The organism is Pseudomonas fontis, assembly GCF_028656955.1.
GTDB classification, from domain to species: domain Bacteria; phylum Pseudomonadota; class Gammaproteobacteria; order Pseudomonadales; family Pseudomonadaceae; genus Aquipseudomonas; species Aquipseudomonas fontis.
The window spans coordinates 1-16764 of record NZ_JAMDGY010000091.1; the positions used below are offsets into that span (position 1 = coordinate 1).

Sequence of the window (16764 nt, forward strand, 5' to 3'; positions counted from 1 at the left end):
CACACTATTCCGAATAGCCGGAATACAGCACCGTCTGGGGCCAGCGCGCGACCATGTTCTATTCGCCGAACTACGGCCCGGCCTACCTGTATGACTACCAGGGTCGCGGTCGCACCTACAGCCTGACCTGGTCGCTGGCCTACTGATCAGCCGAACTCGGCCAGCAGGTCATCTTCGAACGCCTGCTGGGCGTCACTCGGTACCTGCGCGCGGTGCCGGGCGAGCATGAACGGCGCTTCGAAATCCAGGGACGGATTCAGCGCGCGCAGCAGGCCGCGCTCGACCCACGCGGCGGCGAAATGTTGGGGCAGGTAGCCGATATGCCGGCCGGACAGGATAAACGTCAGGGCGCCTTCGACCTGCTCGGAGCGCGCAGAACACACCCCACTGGTTAACGCCTCGGCGCTTTTCAGAAAGCGGTACGGGTGCTCGACCCTGTCGGTTTGCTGCAACTCATCGAGGCTGACCTCTGTGCGCGCGAACAGCGGATGGCCGCTGGCGCAATACAGGCTCTGGGTTTCGCTGAACAGCGCACGGTAGCTGAAAGCGCCATGGCTGCCGGAAAAATAACCGATGGCCAGGTCCAGCCGCTGCTGCAGCAGCAGGCGCTCCATTTCCGCCGGGGTGGCGCTGACCAGCTCCAGGCGCACCGATTCGTCACGCTGGCGGAAACGCCCGATGGCCTGGGCCAGGCGCAGGCTCACGCTGTTGTCCAGCGCTTCGGAAATACCGATGCGCACCTCCCCGAGCAGGCGCCCGGCGACGCCGTTGGCCTGGTTGCGGAAGGCTTCGATATTGTCCAACAACTCGCGGGTGGCCTTGAGCAGGGCTTCGCCCTTGGCGGTCAGCTGGAAGCCGCTTTTGCCCCGGTTGCACAGGCGATAGCCGAGCCGGGTTTCCAGGCGCGCCATGTGCTGGCTGATGCTCGGCTGGCTCAGGCCCAACGCGCCCTGGGCGGCGCTGAAGCCTCCCGCCTCGACTACAGTGACGAACAGCCGCAGCAGGTGCAGGTCGAGGTCGTGCAATTGGCCGAACATCAAACATTGCTCCAGGGTAATGTCAGGATCATTGGCTTGGTATTTTTCCAATGTAACCCGGCGCGCATGCTGGCGGTATCCCTGGATTACGAGGTGCCCGACATGCGCTTATCCCTGTGCTTGCTTTCCCTGGCCCTGGCCTTGCCGGTTCAGGCCGAAGACAAGGTCATCAATCTGTACAGCTGGGCTGATTACGTGGCCCCGGAAACCCTGAAACGGTTCGAGCAGGAGACCGGCTACAAGGTCCGCTACGACACCTTCGACACCACCGAAGTGCTGGAAACCAAACTGCTCACCGGGCGCAGCGGCTACGACGTGGTCGTGCCCTCGTCCAGCGTGCTGGCGCGGGCGCTGACCGCCGGGGCGTTGCAGCCGGTGGAGGCGCAGGGTATGCCGGGCTATGCCAACCTCGACAAGGACCTGCTGGCTAAGCTCGCCGACGTCGACCCCGGCAACCGCTTCGCCGTGCCTTACACCTGGGGCACCCTGGGCCTTGGCCTGAACGTCGAGGCGGTGCGCCAGCGTGTGGGTGATGCACCAATGGACAGCCTCGACCTGCTGTTCAAGCCCGAGTACGCCAGCAAGCTCAAGGACTGTGGCATCGCCATGCCCGACTCGCCGCAAGAGGTGATTGGTCTGGCGCTGCACTACCTGGGCAAGGACCCGTACAGCCGCGACAAGGACGACCTGGCTGCCGCCCAGGCGCTGCTCAAACAGCTGCAACCGTCGATCAGCTATGTCGCCAACGGCCGCCAGATCAGCGACCTGGCCAATGGCAGCGTGTGCCTGGCGTTGACCTACAACGGCGACGCCAACATGGCCGCCGACCAAGCGCGCAAGGCCAACAAGCCGTTCTCGGTGGTCTACCGCATCCCGCGCGAAGGCACGCTGATCTGGCAAGACAACCTGGTCATCCCCAAGGATGCCCCGCACCCGGAAGCCGCGCGGGCCTTCATCGCGTTCATGCTCAAGCCTGACTCGGTGGCGCCGCTGACCAACACCTTGTACTTCGCCAACGCCAACCAGGCGGCGACCGTGCTGGTCGATGAAGCCGTGCGCAACGACCCGGACATCTACCCCTCGGCAGACATGCGCGGGCGCCTGTATGCCGACCGCAGCATGGCCCTGGCCGACCTGCGTCAGCGCACCCGCCTGTGGACCACGTTCCGTACCCGTCAGTAACCCAGGAGTCCGAGTGATGGACCAAGCCTATAACAATGATCAAGCACTGACCCGTGAAAGCCTGTATGGCACCGCCGCCGAAAGCACCTTCGCCGGTATCACCAGTTTCGCGCGCCGCCGCTACAGCCGTGATTTGCGTGGCGTCGATGTGGTGGTCAGCGGCGTGCCGTTCGACACAGCCACCAGCAACCGCCCGGGCGCCCGTTTCGGTCCGCGTTCGATTCGTGCAGCGTCGGTCCAGCAAGCCTGGGCGCGGCACTGGCCATGGACGTTCGATCCGTTCGATCACCTGGCGGTGATCGACTACGGTGATTGCGCGTTCGACTACGGCACCCCGCAGTCGGTCCCGCAAAGCATCCAGGCCCACGCCGAGCACATTCTCGACGCCGGTTGCGCGATGCTCACCCTGGGCGGCGACCACTTCATCAGCTACCCCTTGCTCAAGGCCCATGCGCGCAAGCATGGCCCGCTGTCGCTGATCCATTTCGACGCGCACAGCGACACCTGGCCGGACGAGGACGGCCAGCGCATCGACCATGGCACGATGTTCTGGCATGCGGCCCGCGAAGGCCTGGTCGACCCGGCGCGGTCGGTGCAGATCGGCCTGCGCACCACCAACGATGACAGCCAGGGTTTTGCCATTCTGGATGCCCGGCAGGTGCACCAGCGCGGTTGCCAGGCGATCATCGAGGCCATCCGCGCGCGGGTGGGCGACCACCCGGTGTACCTGACCTTCGACATCGACTGCCTGGACCCGGCCTACGCGCCAGGCACCGGCACCCCGGTGTGTGGCGGCCTGACCACGGTGCAGGCGCTGGAAATCCTCGGTGGCCTGCGCGGCATCAACCTGGTGGGCATGGACCTGGTGGAAGTGGCGCCGGCCTATGATCATGCCGACATCACCTCGCTGGCCGGGGCGACCCTGGCGATGGAGATGCTGTGCCTGTACGCCGCGCGGCACAAGGTGGACCGCTGAGCCGGTAACAAAATGAATCACCTCCGGGCGGTTCGCGGGTTTCCCCGCGAACCACTTGCGCCTTAGGCTATCCAACGCTTGGGGATGCTGCTGGAGGTGAAGGCCCATGATCCGCATGAATGCGTTACTGCTTGGTGTTGTCGTCAGCTTCGGGCTGGCCGGGTTGGCGCAAGCCGCCGATGCCGGTAACCCCTACAACAGTGCGACCAAGCGCGCCAATCCCAACTCGCGCCAGGGCACCGTGCCGGCCACGCCGCCGGTGCGAGGCCCGTCCACGGTGCCTACGCCGCGCCCGCCAACCCTTGAAAACCGGGGTGTCGGCAACGGCGACAACCTGCGTCGTGAACAAACAACGCCCAATCTTGAACCCACTCGTCCACCTCGTGATTCGCTGCGCGCGCCGTGAGCGTCTACGCCTGACTGAAAGGAATCCGCGATGTCTTCACGCCTGTGGCTGGCCAGCCTGTGTGCTGCCACCTTGTTGCCCCTGACGGCCCTGGCCGCCCCCGAACGCACCTTTCCCAGCGAGCTGGGCACGCTCCAGGTCAGCACGCTTGCCGAGGGGCTCAAGCATCCCTGGGCGTTGGCGTTCCTGCCGGACGGGCAGGGCATGCTGGTCACCGAGCGCCAGGGCAATTTGCGCATTGTTCTGGCGGACGGCAAGGTCGGTGCGCCGTTGTCCGGGGTGCCGCAGGTCTGGGCCAAGGGGCAGGGCGGTTTGCTGGATGTAGCGCTGTCGCCGTCGTTCAAGCAGGACCGCATGGTCTACCTGTCGTTTGCCGAAGGTGATGCCAAGGGTGACAAGGCCGGCACGGCAGTGGGGCGGGGGCGGTTGTCGCCCGACCTGTCGCGGCTGGAGGATTTCAACGTGATCTTCCGCCAGCAGCCGAAATTGTCGGTGGGCAATCATTTTGGCTCGCGGCTGGTGTTTGATCGGGATGGCTACCTGTTTATCGCGCTGGGTGAGAACAACGAGCGGGCGACCTCACAGGACCTCGACAAATTGCAGGGCAAGGTGGTGCGTATCCTGCCCGATGGCACGGTGCCGGACGACAACCCCTTTGTCGGGCAGAGTTCGGTGCGACCGGAGATCTGGTCGTACGGGCACCGCAATCAGCAGGGTGCGGCGCTCAACCCGTGGACCGGTGAGCTGTGGACCAACGAGCACGGGCCGCGTGGCGGCGACGAGATCAACATCCCCAAGCCTGGCAAGAACTACGGCTGGCCGTTGGCGACCCATGGCATCAATTACTCGTTGCTGCCGATTCCCGAGGCGCAGGGCAAGCAGGTGAAGGGGGCGGTGGACCCGCACCATGTCTGGGAGAAGTCGCCGGCGATCAGTGGCATGGCGTTCTATGACAACGAGCGTTTCAAGGCCTGGGACCACAGTGTGTTCATTGGTGCACTGGCGGCGCAGGAGGTGATCCGGTTGAAGCTTGAGGGCGACAAGATTGTTGCTGAAGAGCGGATGCTGGGGCAGTTGAATGCCCGCGTGCGCGATGTGCGGGTGGGGCCGGACGGGTTCTTGTACGTGCTGACGGATGAAGAGGACGGGGAGCTGTTGAAGGTGGGGTTGCAGCCCTGACTGACAAGCCAGCCGCCTCAGAATATTGATGGCATGCACGAACAACTGTGGGAGCGGGCCTTGTCCCGCGATCGAGCGCGCAGCGCTCGCCAAGCCTGTAGATGAGTAGCGCAAGGGTCACCGCGTTCACCGGCTTTACTGGCGCGTCGCACCAGATCGCCGGCAAGGCCGGCTCCCACAGGGGGGGGCGGTGGTGCAGAATTTATGGCATGCACGAATAACTGTGGGAGCGGGCCTTGCCCCGCGATCGAGCGCGCAGCGCTCGCCAAGCCTGTAGATGCGTAGCGCACGGGTACACCGCGTTCACCGGCTTTACTGGCGCGTCGCACCAGATCGCCGGCAAGGCCGGCTCCCACAGGGGGGCGGTGGTGCAGAATTTATGGCATGCACGAACAACTGTGGGAGCGGGCCTTGTCCCGCGATCGAGCGCGCAGCGCTCGCCAAGCCTGTAGATGCGTAGCGCAAGGGTCACCGCGTTCACCGGCTTTACTGGCGCTTCGCAGCAGATCGCCGGCAAGGCCGGCTCCCACAGGGATAGCGGACAAGTTGAATTACAAGGCGTACCCTTGGGACTTTTTACCCGGCCCGTTGACGCATGACCCAGCCCACACCCTTGGCTCTCTACCAGCAAGCTATCGCCCAGAACGGTTTCTTCCCCGACGCCGCACAGCAACAGGCGGCGACTGCACTGCAAGCCTGCTACGACGCTCTAGAACATGGCGAACACGCCCAGGGTGTGTACCTGTGGGGCCCGGTCGGGCGTGGCAAGACCTGGCTGATGGACCAGTTCCACGCCTGCCTGCAAGTGCCCGCAAGGCGCCAGCATTTCCACCATTTCATGCGCTGGGTGCATCAACGCCTGTTCCAGCTCAATGGCACCGCCGACCCGTTGCAGGCACTGGCCCAGTCCCTGGCCGAAGAAATCCGCGTGCTGTGCTTCGATGAACTGTTCGTCAACGACATCGGCGACGCGATCATCCTCGGTCGGCTGTTCCAGGTGCTGTTCGACAGTGGCGTGGTGATTGTCGCCACCTCCAACCAGCCGCCGGATCAACTGTATTTCGACGGTTTCAACCGCGAGCGCTTCCTGCCGGCAATCACCGCCATCAAACAACACATGACGGTAGTTGCCGTCGATGGGGAGCAGGACCACCGCCTGCACCCGGGGGCCGAGCAGCAGCGCTACTGGGTGCGGGAAAACGGCCAACCCTGCGCGCTGGATGCCGTATTCGAACAGCTGTGCGGCGGCCAGCCGAGCACCGCCGATGACCTGCCGGTGGGCTACCGCACGATCAAGGTGGTCCGCCGCAGCGACAGCATCCTGTGGTGCCGTTACCACGACCTGTGCGAAGCGCCGCTGGCCGCAATGGACTTCATGGCGCTGTGCGACCAGTTCAAGGCGATTCTGCTCAGCGAGGTCCCCGAGCTGGGTGCGCAGCAGCGTCCGGCGAAGATTGCCCGCGGCACCGAGGACGGTGCTGTGCGAGTAGAGGCGGGCGATCGCGAGCTGCCCAAGCTGTCGATCCACGACGACAGCTTGCGTCGCTTCATCGCCCTGGTCGACGAATGCTATGACCGGCGTATCGCCCTCTATCTGGAGGCCGACGTGCCGCTCGAAGCGCTGTACACCCAAGGCTACCTGGCGTTCCCGTTCCGCCGCACCCTGAGCCGCCTGCGCGAGATGCAGCTGCAACGCTTCTGCTGAAAAGCGTCAGCGCGCCAGCCAACCCAGGGTCAGCAATGCCAGCAGCAGATACCGGCAACCCTTGGCGATGGTCACCAGCACCAGGAAGCGCCAGAACGGCTCGCGCATGACTCCGGCGATCAACGTCAGCGGGTCACCGATGATCGGCATCCAGCTCAGCAGCAGCGACCACTGGCCGTAGCGCTGGTAGCGCTGCTGGGCCTTTTCCAGCTGCGCCGGCTTGACCGGAAACCAGCGTTTGTCACGCAGGCGATCAATCCCCCGGCCCAGCAGCCAGTTGACCACCGAGCCCAGTACATTGCCCAGGGTTGCCACCAGCAACAGGCTGAGCACCGCGTCCGGGTTGCCCAGCAGCAGGCCGACCAGCACCGCTTCGGATTGCAGCGGCAACAATGTGGCGGCGCCGAACGCGGCGAAGAACAGGCCCCAATAGCTGAGTATCGAGGTCAATCAGTTACCCGCGTATTCGGCAACCACTTCGTCGGTGCCCGCCTGGGTCAGGCCGATGACCTGGAAGGCGTCCTTGTCATCGCCCATTTCCATGCCCGGCGAGCCCATTGGCATGCCTGGCACGGCAAGGCCGCGCAGGTCAGGGCGCTTGGCCAGGACCTGGATCTGCTCGGCCGGCACATGGCCTTCGACGAACTTGCCGTCGATCACCCCGGTGTGACATGAGGCCAGGCGCGGCGCCACGCCCAGGCGCTGCTTGACCGCGCTCATGTTCGGCTCGACATGGTCATTGACGGTGAAGCCGTTGTCGCGCAAATGACTGATCCAGGCCTTGCAGCAACCACAGTTCGGGTCGCGATACACGTCGATGGTTTGGGCGGCCTGGGCCAGGTTGCTCAGGGCCAGCAGGCCGAGCAGGGCGATGTTCTTTTTCAGCATGGTGGTTCTCCAATTCTTCTAGAAGCGCAGACGAACACCGGCGACCACGCGGGTCTGGCCGGTATCGCCATCGTCGTCGCGGGCAAGCTCGGCGCTGTTGCCGTGCAGCCGGTTGAAGGTGACGCCCAGGTACGGGGCGAAACCGCGACTGATCTCGTAGCGCAGGCGCAGGCCGAATTCGCTGTCGGCAAGGCCGGCGCCCTGTTCGCGGCTCGCATCGTTGCGGCCATGGAAATTGGCTTCCAGCGACGGTTCGAGGATCCAGCGATTGGTCAGCAGGATAGCGTAACTGGCCTCCAGGCGCAGCGCGGTCTGTTGCCGCTCGCCGGCATAGGCGGTGGCTTCCAGCTCCAGGCCATACAGCGGCGTGCCCTGAATGCCGAAGGCTGCCCAGGCCTGGCCGCTGGCGGGCTTGAAGTCCTGGCGTAGGCCGCCGACCAGTTCCCACCAGGGGCTGATGGCGTGCCCCCACAGGGCCTGCAATTCAGCCTTGTGGGTGCGGCCCTGTTCGCGCTCGCCTTCGCTGCGCAGCCACAGGCGATCAATGTCGCCGCCGACCCAGGCATTGGCGTTCCAGTTCAGCGCGCCGCTGTTTTCAAATGACTGGTATTCCAGCTGCTCGACGATGACCGCCCAGTTCAACTGTTGGTCGTGCACCTTGTGCCCGGACAGTGGTTCGGCGTGGGCTTTCTCGCTGCCGAGCAAGGCCAGCAGGGCCAGGCTGCCGAGCAGCGGGCGATTGAGGGATTCATGCATCGACGCGTACCTCGCGGAACATGCCGGTCTCCATGTGATAGAGCAGGTGGCAGTGATAGGCCCAGCGGCCCAGGGCATCGGCGCTGACCCGGTAGCTGCGGCGGCTGCCGGGGGGCATGTCGATGGTGTGCTTGCGCACCTTGAAGCGGCCCTGTTCATCCTCCAGGTCGCTCCACAGGCCGTGCAGGTGAATCGGGTGGGCCATCATCGTGTCGTTTACCAGGGTGATGCGCAGGCGTTCGCCATGGCGCAGGCGCAATGGCTCGGCATCGGCGAACTTGATGCCGTTGAACGACCAGGCGAAACGCTCCATGTGGCCGGTCAGGTGCAATTCGATCTCGCGGCCTGGTTCGCGGCCGTCGGGGTCGGCGAAGGTGCTGCGCAGGTCGGCGTAGGTCAGTACCCGGCGCCCGTTGTCGCGCAGGCCCAGGCCCGGGTCGGCGAGGTTGGCGCGCGGGGTCATGGTTTGCATGTCTACCAGCGGGTTGCCGGTTTCCGAGGTAGGGTGTTGCTGCATGGCGGGCATGCCTGCCATGGCGGCGTGGTCCATGCCGCTCATCTGGCTGTGGTCCATGCCGGGCATTGCGCCGTGGTCCATGCCCATGTCGCTCATGCGCAGGACCGGGCGTGGATCAGGTTCCGGCACCGGGGCGCTGAGCCCGGCGCTACGCGCCAGGGTGCCGCGGGCGAAGCCGGTGCGGTCCATGCTCTGGGCGAACAGGGTGTAGGCCGGCAGGTCGCCGACCCGCACCAGCACGTCATAGGTTTCCGCCACGGCAATGCGCAGCTCGTCGACCACCACCGGCAGCACCGGCTGGCCGTCGGCAGCGATCACCACCAGTTTCAGGCCGGGGATGCGGAAGTCGAAATAACTCATCGCCGAGCCGTTGATCAGGCGCAGGCGCACGGTGTCGCCGGGTTCGAACAGGCAGGTGAAGTTGCCATCCGGTGGCTGGCCGTTGAGCAGGTAGGTGTAGGTCGCGGCGCTGATGTCGGCAAGGTCGGTGGGGCTCATGCGCATCTGCGCCCATTCCTTGCGGTCCTTGAGGGCGGCGCCCCATCCGTCGCGGGCGACATCGTCGATGAAATCGCCGACCGTGCGCTTGTGGTAGTTGAACGCATCGGACTGCTTTTTCAGGGTGGCGAGCAAGGCGTTGGGGGCCTCGTCGCTCCAGTCGCTGAACAGCAACACCTGGTCGCGCTGGTAGCGGTAGGGGTCGGGCTTTTTCGGTTCGATGACGATCGCACCGTAGACCCCAGCCTGCTCCTGCAAGCCGGAATGGCTGTGGTACCAGTAGGTGCCGGACTGCTCCAGGGTGAACTGGTAGAGGTAGTCCCCGCCGGGCTCGATGCCGGCGAAACTCAGGCCGGGCACGCCGTCCATGTTCGACGGCAGGATGATCCCGTGCCAGTGGATCGAAGTGGCTTCGTGCAGGTGGTTGCGCACGCGCAGGGTCACCGTGTCGCCTTCGCGCCAGTGCAGGGTCGGGCCGGGCAGGCTGTTGTTGATGGTCAGCGCGGTGCGCGGTTGGCCGGTGAGGTTGACCGGGGTCTGGCCGATGAACAGTTCGAAGTGCTCGCCGCTGAGGCTGTTGGCCCAGGCGGCGGGGCGCCATAGGCCCAGGCCAGCCAGGGCGGTGCCGGCGGCCAGCCCTTTGACGAAGGTGCGGCGGGTGGGGGGGTGGGGCATGGCGGGTGCCTGTCGGGTCCGGGAAATGGCCTGACGGTAGCCGGGCTGGGCTGTCGGGAAGCTGAGGGCGGGATTACAGCTTTGTCAGCGAAGGCCTCATCGCCGGCAAGGCCGGCTCCCACAAGGTTGGTGGGCTGGCTCCGGAGCGCTGCTTTACGATAGCCTTGGAATTCACAGGCCATTGGGGGCAAGGAGTATCCATGGATAACGTGATCATCATTACCGGTGCCAGCCGTGGTATCGGCGCCGCGACGGCGTTGCTGGCGGCGCAGGCAGGCTATCGCATCTGCATCAACTATCACGCCGACGACGCTGCTGCCCAACGGGTACTGGGGCAGGTGCGCGAGTTGGGCGCCGAGGCCATCACCGTGCGCGCCGACGTCAGCGTCGAAGACGAAGTCATTCAGCTGTTCCACCGGGTCGACAGCGAGCTGGGCCGGGTCGGCGCACTGGTCAACAATGCCGGCACCATCGGCCAGAAAAGCCGCATTGACGAGATGTCGGAGTTTCGCCTGCTAAAGCTGATGAAAACCAACGTGGTCGGGCCGATGCTGTGTGCCAAGCATGCGCTGCTGCGCATGTCGACGCGACATGGCGGCGGCGGTGGCAGCATCGTCAACGTGTCGTCGGTGGCAGCGCGGCTGGGCTCGCCGAACGAGTATGTCGACTATGCGGCGTCCAAGGGCGCGTTGGACACCTTTACCTTGGGCCTGGCCAAGGAAGTGGCGGGTGAGGGGGTGCGGGTCAATGCGGTACGGCCGGGGTATATCTACACCGACTTTCATGCCCTGAGCGGTGACCCGGACCGGGTCAGCAAGCTGGAACCAAGCATCCCCATGGGGCGCGGTGGGCAGCCGGCGGAAGTGGCTGAGGCGATCATGTGGCTGGTGTCGGACAAGGCGTCCTATTCGACGGGGAGCTTTATCGACTTGGGTGGGGGCCGCTAAAAGCATCGCCGGCAAGGCCGGCTCCCACAGGGATGGCGGTGTCCTTTCACTGTGGGAGCCGGCCTTGCCGGCGATGGGCTGCAAAGCAGCCCGGCAACTTCAGAACGAACGCACAATCCGCCCCAACGTCTCCATCGCCTTCTCCGACTGCTCGGTCCACGGGCTGCCATAGTTCAGGCGAATGCAATTTCGGAAACGCTGCGTAGGCGAGAAGATCGGCCCCGGCGCAATACTGATGCCCTGGGCCAGCGCCATCTGGAACAGCTTCAACGAGTCCATCTGCTCCGGCAGTTCCAGCCACAGGAAATACCCGCCTGAAGGGTGGCTGACCCGTGTCTGTGCCGGGAAGTACTTGGCAATCGCCGACAACATCGCCGCCTGCTGTTCCTCCAGCGCATAACGCAAACGCCGCAGATGGCGGTCATACCCACCATGCTGCAGGTAATCGGCAATCGCCGCCTGCGCCGGCATCGACGCGCACAGCGAGGTCATCAGCTTCAATCGCTCGATTTTCTGCGCGTAACGCCCGGCCGCTACCCAGCCAATCCGGTAGCCCGGCGCCAGGCTCTTGGCGAACGAGCCGCAATGCATCACCAGCCCTTCAGTGTCGAAAGCCTTGGCTGGCTTGGGCGCCTGTTGGGCGTAATACAGCTCGGCGTAGACGTCATCCTCGATCAGCGGCACCTGATGCTGGCGCAACAACTCGACCAGGCTCTTCTTCTTCTCCTCCGGCATGCTCGCGCCGACCGGGTTCTGGAAGTTGGTCATGCACCACACCGCCTTGACCGGGTGCCGCTCCAGAGTCTGCGCCAACACGCCAAGGTCGATACCTTCGCGTGGGTGCACCGGAATCTCCACCGCCTTCAACTTCAGGCGTTCGAGAATCTGCAAGCAGGCATAGAACGCCGGCGCCTCGATCGCCACCAGGTCCCCCGGCTCGGTCACCGCCTGCAAGCACAGGTTGAGGGCTTCCAGGGCGCCGTTGGTGATCAGCAGCTCTTCCATCGGCAACATCAAGCCGCCGACCATGTAGCGCAAGGCAATCTGCCGGCGCAGTTGCGGGTTGCCCGGCGACAGGTCGGTGACCACCATGCGCGGGTCCATCTCGCGGCTGGCGCTGGCCAGCGAGCGAGCCAGGCGCGGCAGCGGGAACAGGTTGGGGCTGGGGAAGGCCGAGCCGAAGGCCACGGTTTGCGGGTCCTTGATCGAGTCGAGGATCGAGAACACCAGCTCGCTGACATCGACTTCGGTCGACTCGCTGGCCTGCTCGACGATCTGCGGCTCGCTGAACTGGCGCGGCGCGTGGGTGTTGACGAAGTAGCCCGAGCGCGGCCGCGCCCGGATCAGCCCGCGACGCTCCAGCAGGTAATAGGCCTGGAACACCGTGGAAGGGCTGACCCCGTGGGTCTGGCTCGCGTAGCGCACCGACGGCACTCGCTGGCCGGGGCCCAGGACCCCGGAGCGAATCAGTTCGGCAATGTCGTCGGCAAATTTCTCGTAGCGTTTCATCATGGCTCTAGGACGGTCTGCGTGCTGAGGAGTTTAAGGGATCAGCGGTTCAAAGGCGCGACAAACCGGCTGCGGGCCACACTGCGAATAGCTGGCTCATCGGTGTCGACGATCTCGAAGCTGAGGTCCTGGGAACTGCTCTGCGGCCGGTCGGCCAGCATCGCCACCGACACCGGCAACTCGCTCATCTCGCCAGAAGCCAGGCTGAATGTGGTCTTGCCATGCAGCTCGAAGCCGTCGGCATCGATCAGGCGCAGGTTGTAGCTCTGGCGTTGCTGGGTCTTGTTGATGACCTTGAGGGTGTAGATGTTCTCGATCTGCCCCTGGCTGTTCTCGCGGAACAGGCCACGGTCCTTGATCACATCCATCGACACCATCGGACGTTGCTGCAAGGCCACCACCAGGGCGCCGATCATCACCACCAGCACGGTGACGTAACCCAGCAGACGCGGACGCATCCAATGGGTGGTGCCGCCTTGCAGGGTGTGCTCGGATTTGTAGCCGACCAGGCCGCGTGGGTAGTTCATCTTGTCCATGATGCTGTCGCAGGCATCGATGCAGGCGGCGCAGCCGATGCATTCCATTTGCAGGCCATCACGGATGTCGATGCCGGTCGGGCAGACCTGCACGCACATATGGCAATCGATGCAGTCACCCAGGCCACTGGCCTTGGGGTCGCTGCCTTTCTTGCGCGGGCCACGGGATTCGCCGCGACGTGGGTCGTAGGCGACGGCCAGGGTGTCCTTGTCGAACATCACGCTCTGGAACCGCGCATACGGGCACATGTGCATGCACACCGCTTCACGCAGCCAGCCGGCATTGATGTAGGTGGCCCCGGTGAAGAACAGGATCCAGAATAGGCTGACACCGCCCAGTTGCAGGGTGAACAGCTCTTCGGCCAGGGGCCGGATGGGGGTGAAGTAGCCGACAAAGGTCAGCCCGGTGATCACGCTGATCGCCAGCCACAGGGTGTGCTTGGCCGAGCGGCGGGCGAGTTTGTTGAGGTTCCAGGGCGCGGCGTCGAGCTTGATCCGCTGGTTGCGATCCCCCTCGGTGACTTTTTCGCACCACATGAAGATCCAGGTCCACGAGCTTTGCGGGCAGGTGTAACCGCACCAGACCCGCCCGGCGAACACGGTGATCGCGAACAGGCCGAAGGCGCAGATGATCAGCAATGCTGACAGCAGGATGAAGTCTTGCGGCCAGAAGGTTGCGCCAAAGATGTGGAACTTGCTGTCGGCCAGGTCCCAGAGCACGGCTTGGCGGCCGCCCCAGTTCAACCACACCGTGCCGAAGAACAGCAGGAAAAGAAAACCCGCGCCGAACAGGCGCAGGTTGCGGAACAACCCGGTGAAGCTGCGGGTGTGGATCTGTCTGTCGCTGCTGGCGGCCTTCTTCTTGAACGCGGAAGGCTCGGCAATTTCAACGATCTGGACGGGGATTCGTTCGCTCATGGTTCGTCGCTCATCAGGCCTCGATCAGGCCAGAGCACTATGGCGCCCCATCTGTTTGCATCACAGGCTCAGATATTGCGATAAAAACCGTATCAGATTTTCCGCAAAAGCCCTGTAGGCCTTAGATTATCGAGCCTGGCTCACTTGTCTTGAGGTGCCTGCGACCATCCACCGCACCGGCTACAGTGAGCGCATCTGCTTCGCTTTCGGTAATCGGTACACGCTGCCCATCGAGTTCGGCGATGGACATGCGCAGGGCTTCATCGGTCACGATGCGCACGTCGCGGGCGTCACCGGCCACGCGAACCTGTTCACCAATGAGCGTGCAGCGTTGGGTGTTTTCGTCGACTTCGATGGGCATGGTCGTGTCCTCGCAAAAAGGGGCTACAAGGTTGGGACCACGCCAGCGACCGGGTTGCTGCAACAATCGATCAGCGGTTGCCGGCGCACTTGCGGGTGCGCGTGTTGTCCATCATTCAATCCCCCTTGAATCACGGGTGTGCCTATGGACGCCTGGTGGCATGAAGTCTGGTTGACCCTGGTGGCCGAGTTTGCCGACATCACTGATGCCAAGCAGCTGACGCAGGTCAGTGTGCGCTTGCTGATGGCTGGGCTGCTGGGCGCGGTGCTGGGTTTTGAACGCGAGCACAAGGGCAAGGCCGCCGGGGTGCGCACGCACATGCTGGTTGCGTTGGGCGCTGCCTTGTTCGTGCTGGTCCCGCGGATGGCTGGGGCCGATGACGCGGCCTTGAGCCGAGTGGTCCAGGGCATCGTCGCCGGGATCGGCTTTTTGGGGGCTGGCACCATTCTCAAGGGGCATCACCAGGACACCAGCCATGTCAAAGGCCTGACCACGGCAGCGGGTTTGTGGATGACGGCGGCAATCGGCGTGGCTGCCGGCATGGGTCGCGAAGCGACGGCGGTGATCAGCACGTTGTTGGCGTTGCTGGTGCTGGGGCTGATGCCATGGGTGGTGGACAAGCTGGAGGGGGATACGCACACGGAGGAAAACGGGGAGGGCAGGAAGCACTGAGGGGAGCCTAGGCTCCCCTCAAAGTGTTGTTGCGTGCTCTTTTTTTATTATTGGAGGGCGGCAAATTGTTGTTTTTGTCAGCCGTGCCTCTTTGTAGCGTGCGATCCCCATTCGGGATCAAGAGCAAACGTATTTTTTTGAGCGCTGATCGACTTCCATCATTACTGATCCAACCGTGACGGGCGCTACCTGAAGGTAGTTTTATTGTTCTCTGTCCGGTCGCGTGGGGCACGCCCCACCGAAAAGCCATCCTCTCCAAAAAAATCTGTTAGCTTCGCCTCTGCCGTGTTGTTCTTGTTATGTCAGAGCCGTTACGTCTTATTTTTATTGGGTTTGTCGCAATTTTTATTGTTGTTGTACGAAAGATATAGCAGGTGCCGTGCCAACTTTTTAAAACCCAATAAAATCAATGACTTATCAAATGTGAAAAAATTGTAGGACAAGAAGATCCGCTGATTTGTTTCCGTGTTACCCGGAATTCTCCTGAATGGCGTGGGTGCGGTAACACTCGTTTACAGGTGTGTGCGGTTACCGCTGTTACCTCACTGTGCGCTGCGTGCGCGGGCAACCCGTGAACCGTTGGCGCGCCCCAATACGGTGCTGATGCGCTGGCCGGCGGCAATCAATTGGGCAAGGTCGATGCCTGTTTCGATGCCCAGGCCCTGGAGCATGTACAGCACATCTTCGCTGGCCACGTTGCCGCTGGCGCCCTTGGCGTAGGGGCAGCCGCCCAGGCCTGCGACCGAGCTGTCGAACACGTTGATCCCTTCGAGCAGGCTGGCATAGACATTGGCCAGGGCCTGGCCGTAGGTGTCGTGGAAGTGCCCGGCGAGTTGTTCCCGGGGGATGTGCGCGGCAACCACGTCGAACAGGCGGCGGGTGGCCGCAGGTGTGCCGGTGCCGATGGTGTCGCCGAGCGAGACCTCATGGCAGCCCATGTCAAACAGTTCGCGGGCGACGGGGGCGACCTGTTCGGCGCGCACTTGGCCTTCATAAGGGCAGCCCAGTACGCACGAGACATAACCGCGCACGCGAATGCCGTGTTGGCGGGCGGCTTCCATGATCGGCGCAAAGCGTTGCAGGCTTTCGCTGATCGAGCAGTTGATGTTGCGCTGGGAGAAGGCTTCGGAGGCGGCGGCGAACACGGCGACCTCTTTCACCCCGGCGGCCAGCGCGTCTTCGAAACCGCGCAGGTTGGGGGCCAGTGCGGCATAGGTGATACCGGGTTGCTGGCGGATATTGGCGAACACCTCGGCGGAGCCGGCCATCTGCGGGACCCACTTGGGCGAGACGAAACTGCCAACTTCAATATAGGAGAGGCCGGCGGCGCTGAGGTCGTCGACCAGGCGTACCTTGTCGGCGACGCTGATCGGCTGGGCTTCGTTCTGCAGGCCGTCGCGGGGGCCGACTTCGACCAGGCGTACGTGGGTGGGCAATGACATGGCAGGCTTCCTGTGCTGGCCTCAGTGGCCGTTTTTCTGGTTGTTCAGGGTGGTGGCCAGCGCCTGGTGGCAGCGCTCTTCGGCAGTGTCCAGTTCCAGTTGCATCTGCTGGATGTCGAGCAACTGCTGCTCGAGCTGGGTACGGCGTTCGGTGATCTTGGTGAGCATGCTGTTGAGCTGTTTCTGGTTGCCGCTGGTGGGGTCGTAGAGCTCGATCAGTTCACGGCATTCGGCGAGCGAGAAGCCGATGCGCTTGCCACGCAGGATGAGCTTGAGGCTGACCTTGTCGCGGGCCGAGTAGATTCGCTCAAGGCCACGGCGCTCGGGGGCGAGCAGGCCCTGCTCCTCATAGAAACGGATGGCACGGGTGGTGATGTCCAATTCGCGGGACAGGTCGGAGATGCTGTAGGTCTGGGCGCTCATGGGGCGGCTCGGGGGTAGGGGGTTGGGTTAACCTAATGGTAGGTTGACGTTTGCGTCAAGTGATCTTCTCGGGGGGGGATTTTGTGAGGGGGATATCCATTGTTTGAGGCGGGGCTGATGGCCCCTTCCGCCCTTAC

Annotated in this window: 17 protein-coding genes; 7 read left to right on the forward strand and 10 right to left on the reverse strand. The window is 63.8% G+C overall.

Going from position 1 to position 16764, the window contains the following annotated elements; all coding sequences use genetic code 11:
* Positions 1 to 146: 146 nt before the first annotated feature.
* Positions 147 to 1037, reverse strand: a complete 891-nt coding sequence (locus M5G11_RS23090; protein WP_273913860.1) for a LysR family transcriptional regulator — start codon at positions 1035 to 1037, stop codon at positions 147 to 149.
* A 102-nt stretch (positions 1038 to 1139) separates the two neighbouring features.
* Here M5G11_RS23090 and M5G11_RS23095 point away from each other — a divergent pair, with 102 nt between their 5' ends.
* From M5G11_RS23095 to zapE, 5 genes are all read left to right on the forward strand, one after another.
* A complete protein-coding gene (locus M5G11_RS23095) occupies positions 1140 to 2219 on the forward strand; it encodes an extracellular solute-binding protein (RefSeq protein WP_273913861.1) in 1080 nt (359 codons plus the stop codon).
* Between the two features lie 16 nt (positions 2220 to 2235).
* Positions 2236 to 3195 carry an agmatinase gene (gene speB, locus M5G11_RS23100; protein ID WP_273913862.1) on the forward strand — a complete coding sequence of 320 codons (960 nt, stop codon included), beginning with the start codon at positions 2236 to 2238 and terminating at the stop codon, positions 3193 to 3195.
* A 115-nt stretch (positions 3196 to 3310) separates the two neighbouring features.
* On the forward strand, positions 3311 to 3601 hold the full coding sequence (locus M5G11_RS23105; RefSeq protein ID WP_273913864.1) for a hypothetical protein: 291 nt from the start codon (positions 3311 to 3313) through the stop codon (positions 3599 to 3601).
* A 30-nt stretch (positions 3602 to 3631) separates the two neighbouring features.
* Positions 3632 to 4780: a PQQ-dependent sugar dehydrogenase gene (locus tag M5G11_RS23110; RefSeq protein ID WP_273913863.1), complete on the forward strand. Its 1149-nt coding sequence runs from the start codon at positions 3632 to 3634 to the stop codon at positions 4778 to 4780.
* Positions 4781 to 5375: 595 nt separating this feature from the next.
* Positions 5376 to 6485, forward strand: coding sequence for a cell division protein ZapE (gene zapE, locus M5G11_RS23115; RefSeq protein WP_273913530.1), 1110 nt, complete (start codon positions 5376 to 5378; stop codon positions 6483 to 6485).
* A gap of 6 nt (positions 6486 to 6491) precedes the next feature.
* Here zapE and M5G11_RS23120 read toward each other — a convergent pair whose 3' ends face one another.
* Genes M5G11_RS23120 through M5G11_RS23135 form a run of 4 tightly spaced genes read right to left on the reverse strand, consistent with a single transcriptional unit; the run spans position 6492 to position 9819 of the window.
* Complete coding sequence (locus M5G11_RS23120; RefSeq protein WP_273913531.1) at positions 6492 to 6926, reverse strand: YqaA family protein; 435 nt, start codon at positions 6924 to 6926, stop codon at positions 6492 to 6494.
* Between the two features lie 9 nt (positions 6927 to 6935).
* On the reverse strand, positions 6936 to 7373 hold the full coding sequence (locus M5G11_RS23125; RefSeq protein ID WP_273913529.1) for a DUF411 domain-containing protein: 438 nt from the start codon (positions 7371 to 7373) through the stop codon (positions 6936 to 6938).
* A gap of 18 nt (positions 7374 to 7391) precedes the next feature.
* On the reverse strand, positions 7392 to 8129 hold the full coding sequence (locus tag M5G11_RS23130; protein ID WP_273913528.1) for a copper resistance protein B: 738 nt from the start codon (positions 8127 to 8129) through the stop codon (positions 7392 to 7394).
* Positions 8122 to 9819, reverse strand: coding sequence for a copper resistance system multicopper oxidase (locus tag M5G11_RS23135; protein ID WP_273925383.1), 1698 nt, complete (start codon positions 9817 to 9819; stop codon positions 8122 to 8124). Before M5G11_RS23135 ends, M5G11_RS23130 begins: the two co-directional genes overlap by 8 nt.
* Before the next feature lie 200 nt (positions 9820 to 10019).
* Here M5G11_RS23135 and M5G11_RS23140 point away from each other — a divergent pair, with 200 nt between their 5' ends.
* On the forward strand, positions 10020 to 10766 hold the full coding sequence (locus tag M5G11_RS23140) for an SDR family oxidoreductase (RefSeq protein ID WP_273913526.1): 747 nt from the start codon (positions 10020 to 10022) through the stop codon (positions 10764 to 10766).
* A 99-nt stretch (positions 10767 to 10865) separates the two neighbouring features.
* On the opposite strand, the gene mapR is transcribed toward M5G11_RS23140, so the two are convergent.
* From mapR to M5G11_RS23155, 3 genes are all read right to left on the reverse strand, one after another.
* Positions 10866 to 12275, reverse strand: a complete 1410-nt coding sequence (gene mapR / locus M5G11_RS23145) for a GntR family transcriptional regulator MpaR (RefSeq protein WP_273913525.1) — start codon at positions 12273 to 12275, stop codon at positions 10866 to 10868.
* A gap of 41 nt (positions 12276 to 12316) precedes the next feature.
* On the reverse strand, positions 12317 to 13729 hold the full coding sequence (gene ccoG / locus M5G11_RS23150) for a cytochrome c oxidase accessory protein CcoG (protein ID WP_273913524.1): 1413 nt from the start codon (positions 13727 to 13729) through the stop codon (positions 12317 to 12319).
* A gap of 121 nt (positions 13730 to 13850) precedes the next feature.
* On the reverse strand, positions 13851 to 14090 hold the full coding sequence (locus M5G11_RS23155) for a DUF3203 family protein (protein ID WP_273913523.1): 240 nt from the start codon (positions 14088 to 14090) through the stop codon (positions 13851 to 13853).
* Between the two features lie 144 nt (positions 14091 to 14234).
* Between M5G11_RS23155 and M5G11_RS23160 the strand changes: the two genes are divergently transcribed.
* On the forward strand, positions 14235 to 14762 hold the full coding sequence (locus tag M5G11_RS23160; protein ID WP_273913522.1) for an MgtC/SapB family protein: 528 nt from the start codon (positions 14235 to 14237) through the stop codon (positions 14760 to 14762).
* 542 nt (positions 14763 to 15304) lie between these two features.
* Here M5G11_RS23160 and M5G11_RS23165 read toward each other — a convergent pair.
* Positions 15305 to 16204, reverse strand: a complete 900-nt coding sequence (locus M5G11_RS23165; protein WP_273913521.1) for a hydroxymethylglutaryl-CoA lyase — start codon at positions 16202 to 16204, stop codon at positions 15305 to 15307.
* Between the two features lie 21 nt (positions 16205 to 16225).
* The gene (locus M5G11_RS23170) at positions 16226 to 16627 is read right to left on the reverse strand and encodes a MerR family transcriptional regulator (protein ID WP_273913520.1); all 402 of its coding nucleotides are present in this window, start codon (positions 16625 to 16627) and stop codon (positions 16226 to 16228) included.
* Positions 16628 to 16764 lie beyond the last annotated feature (137 nt).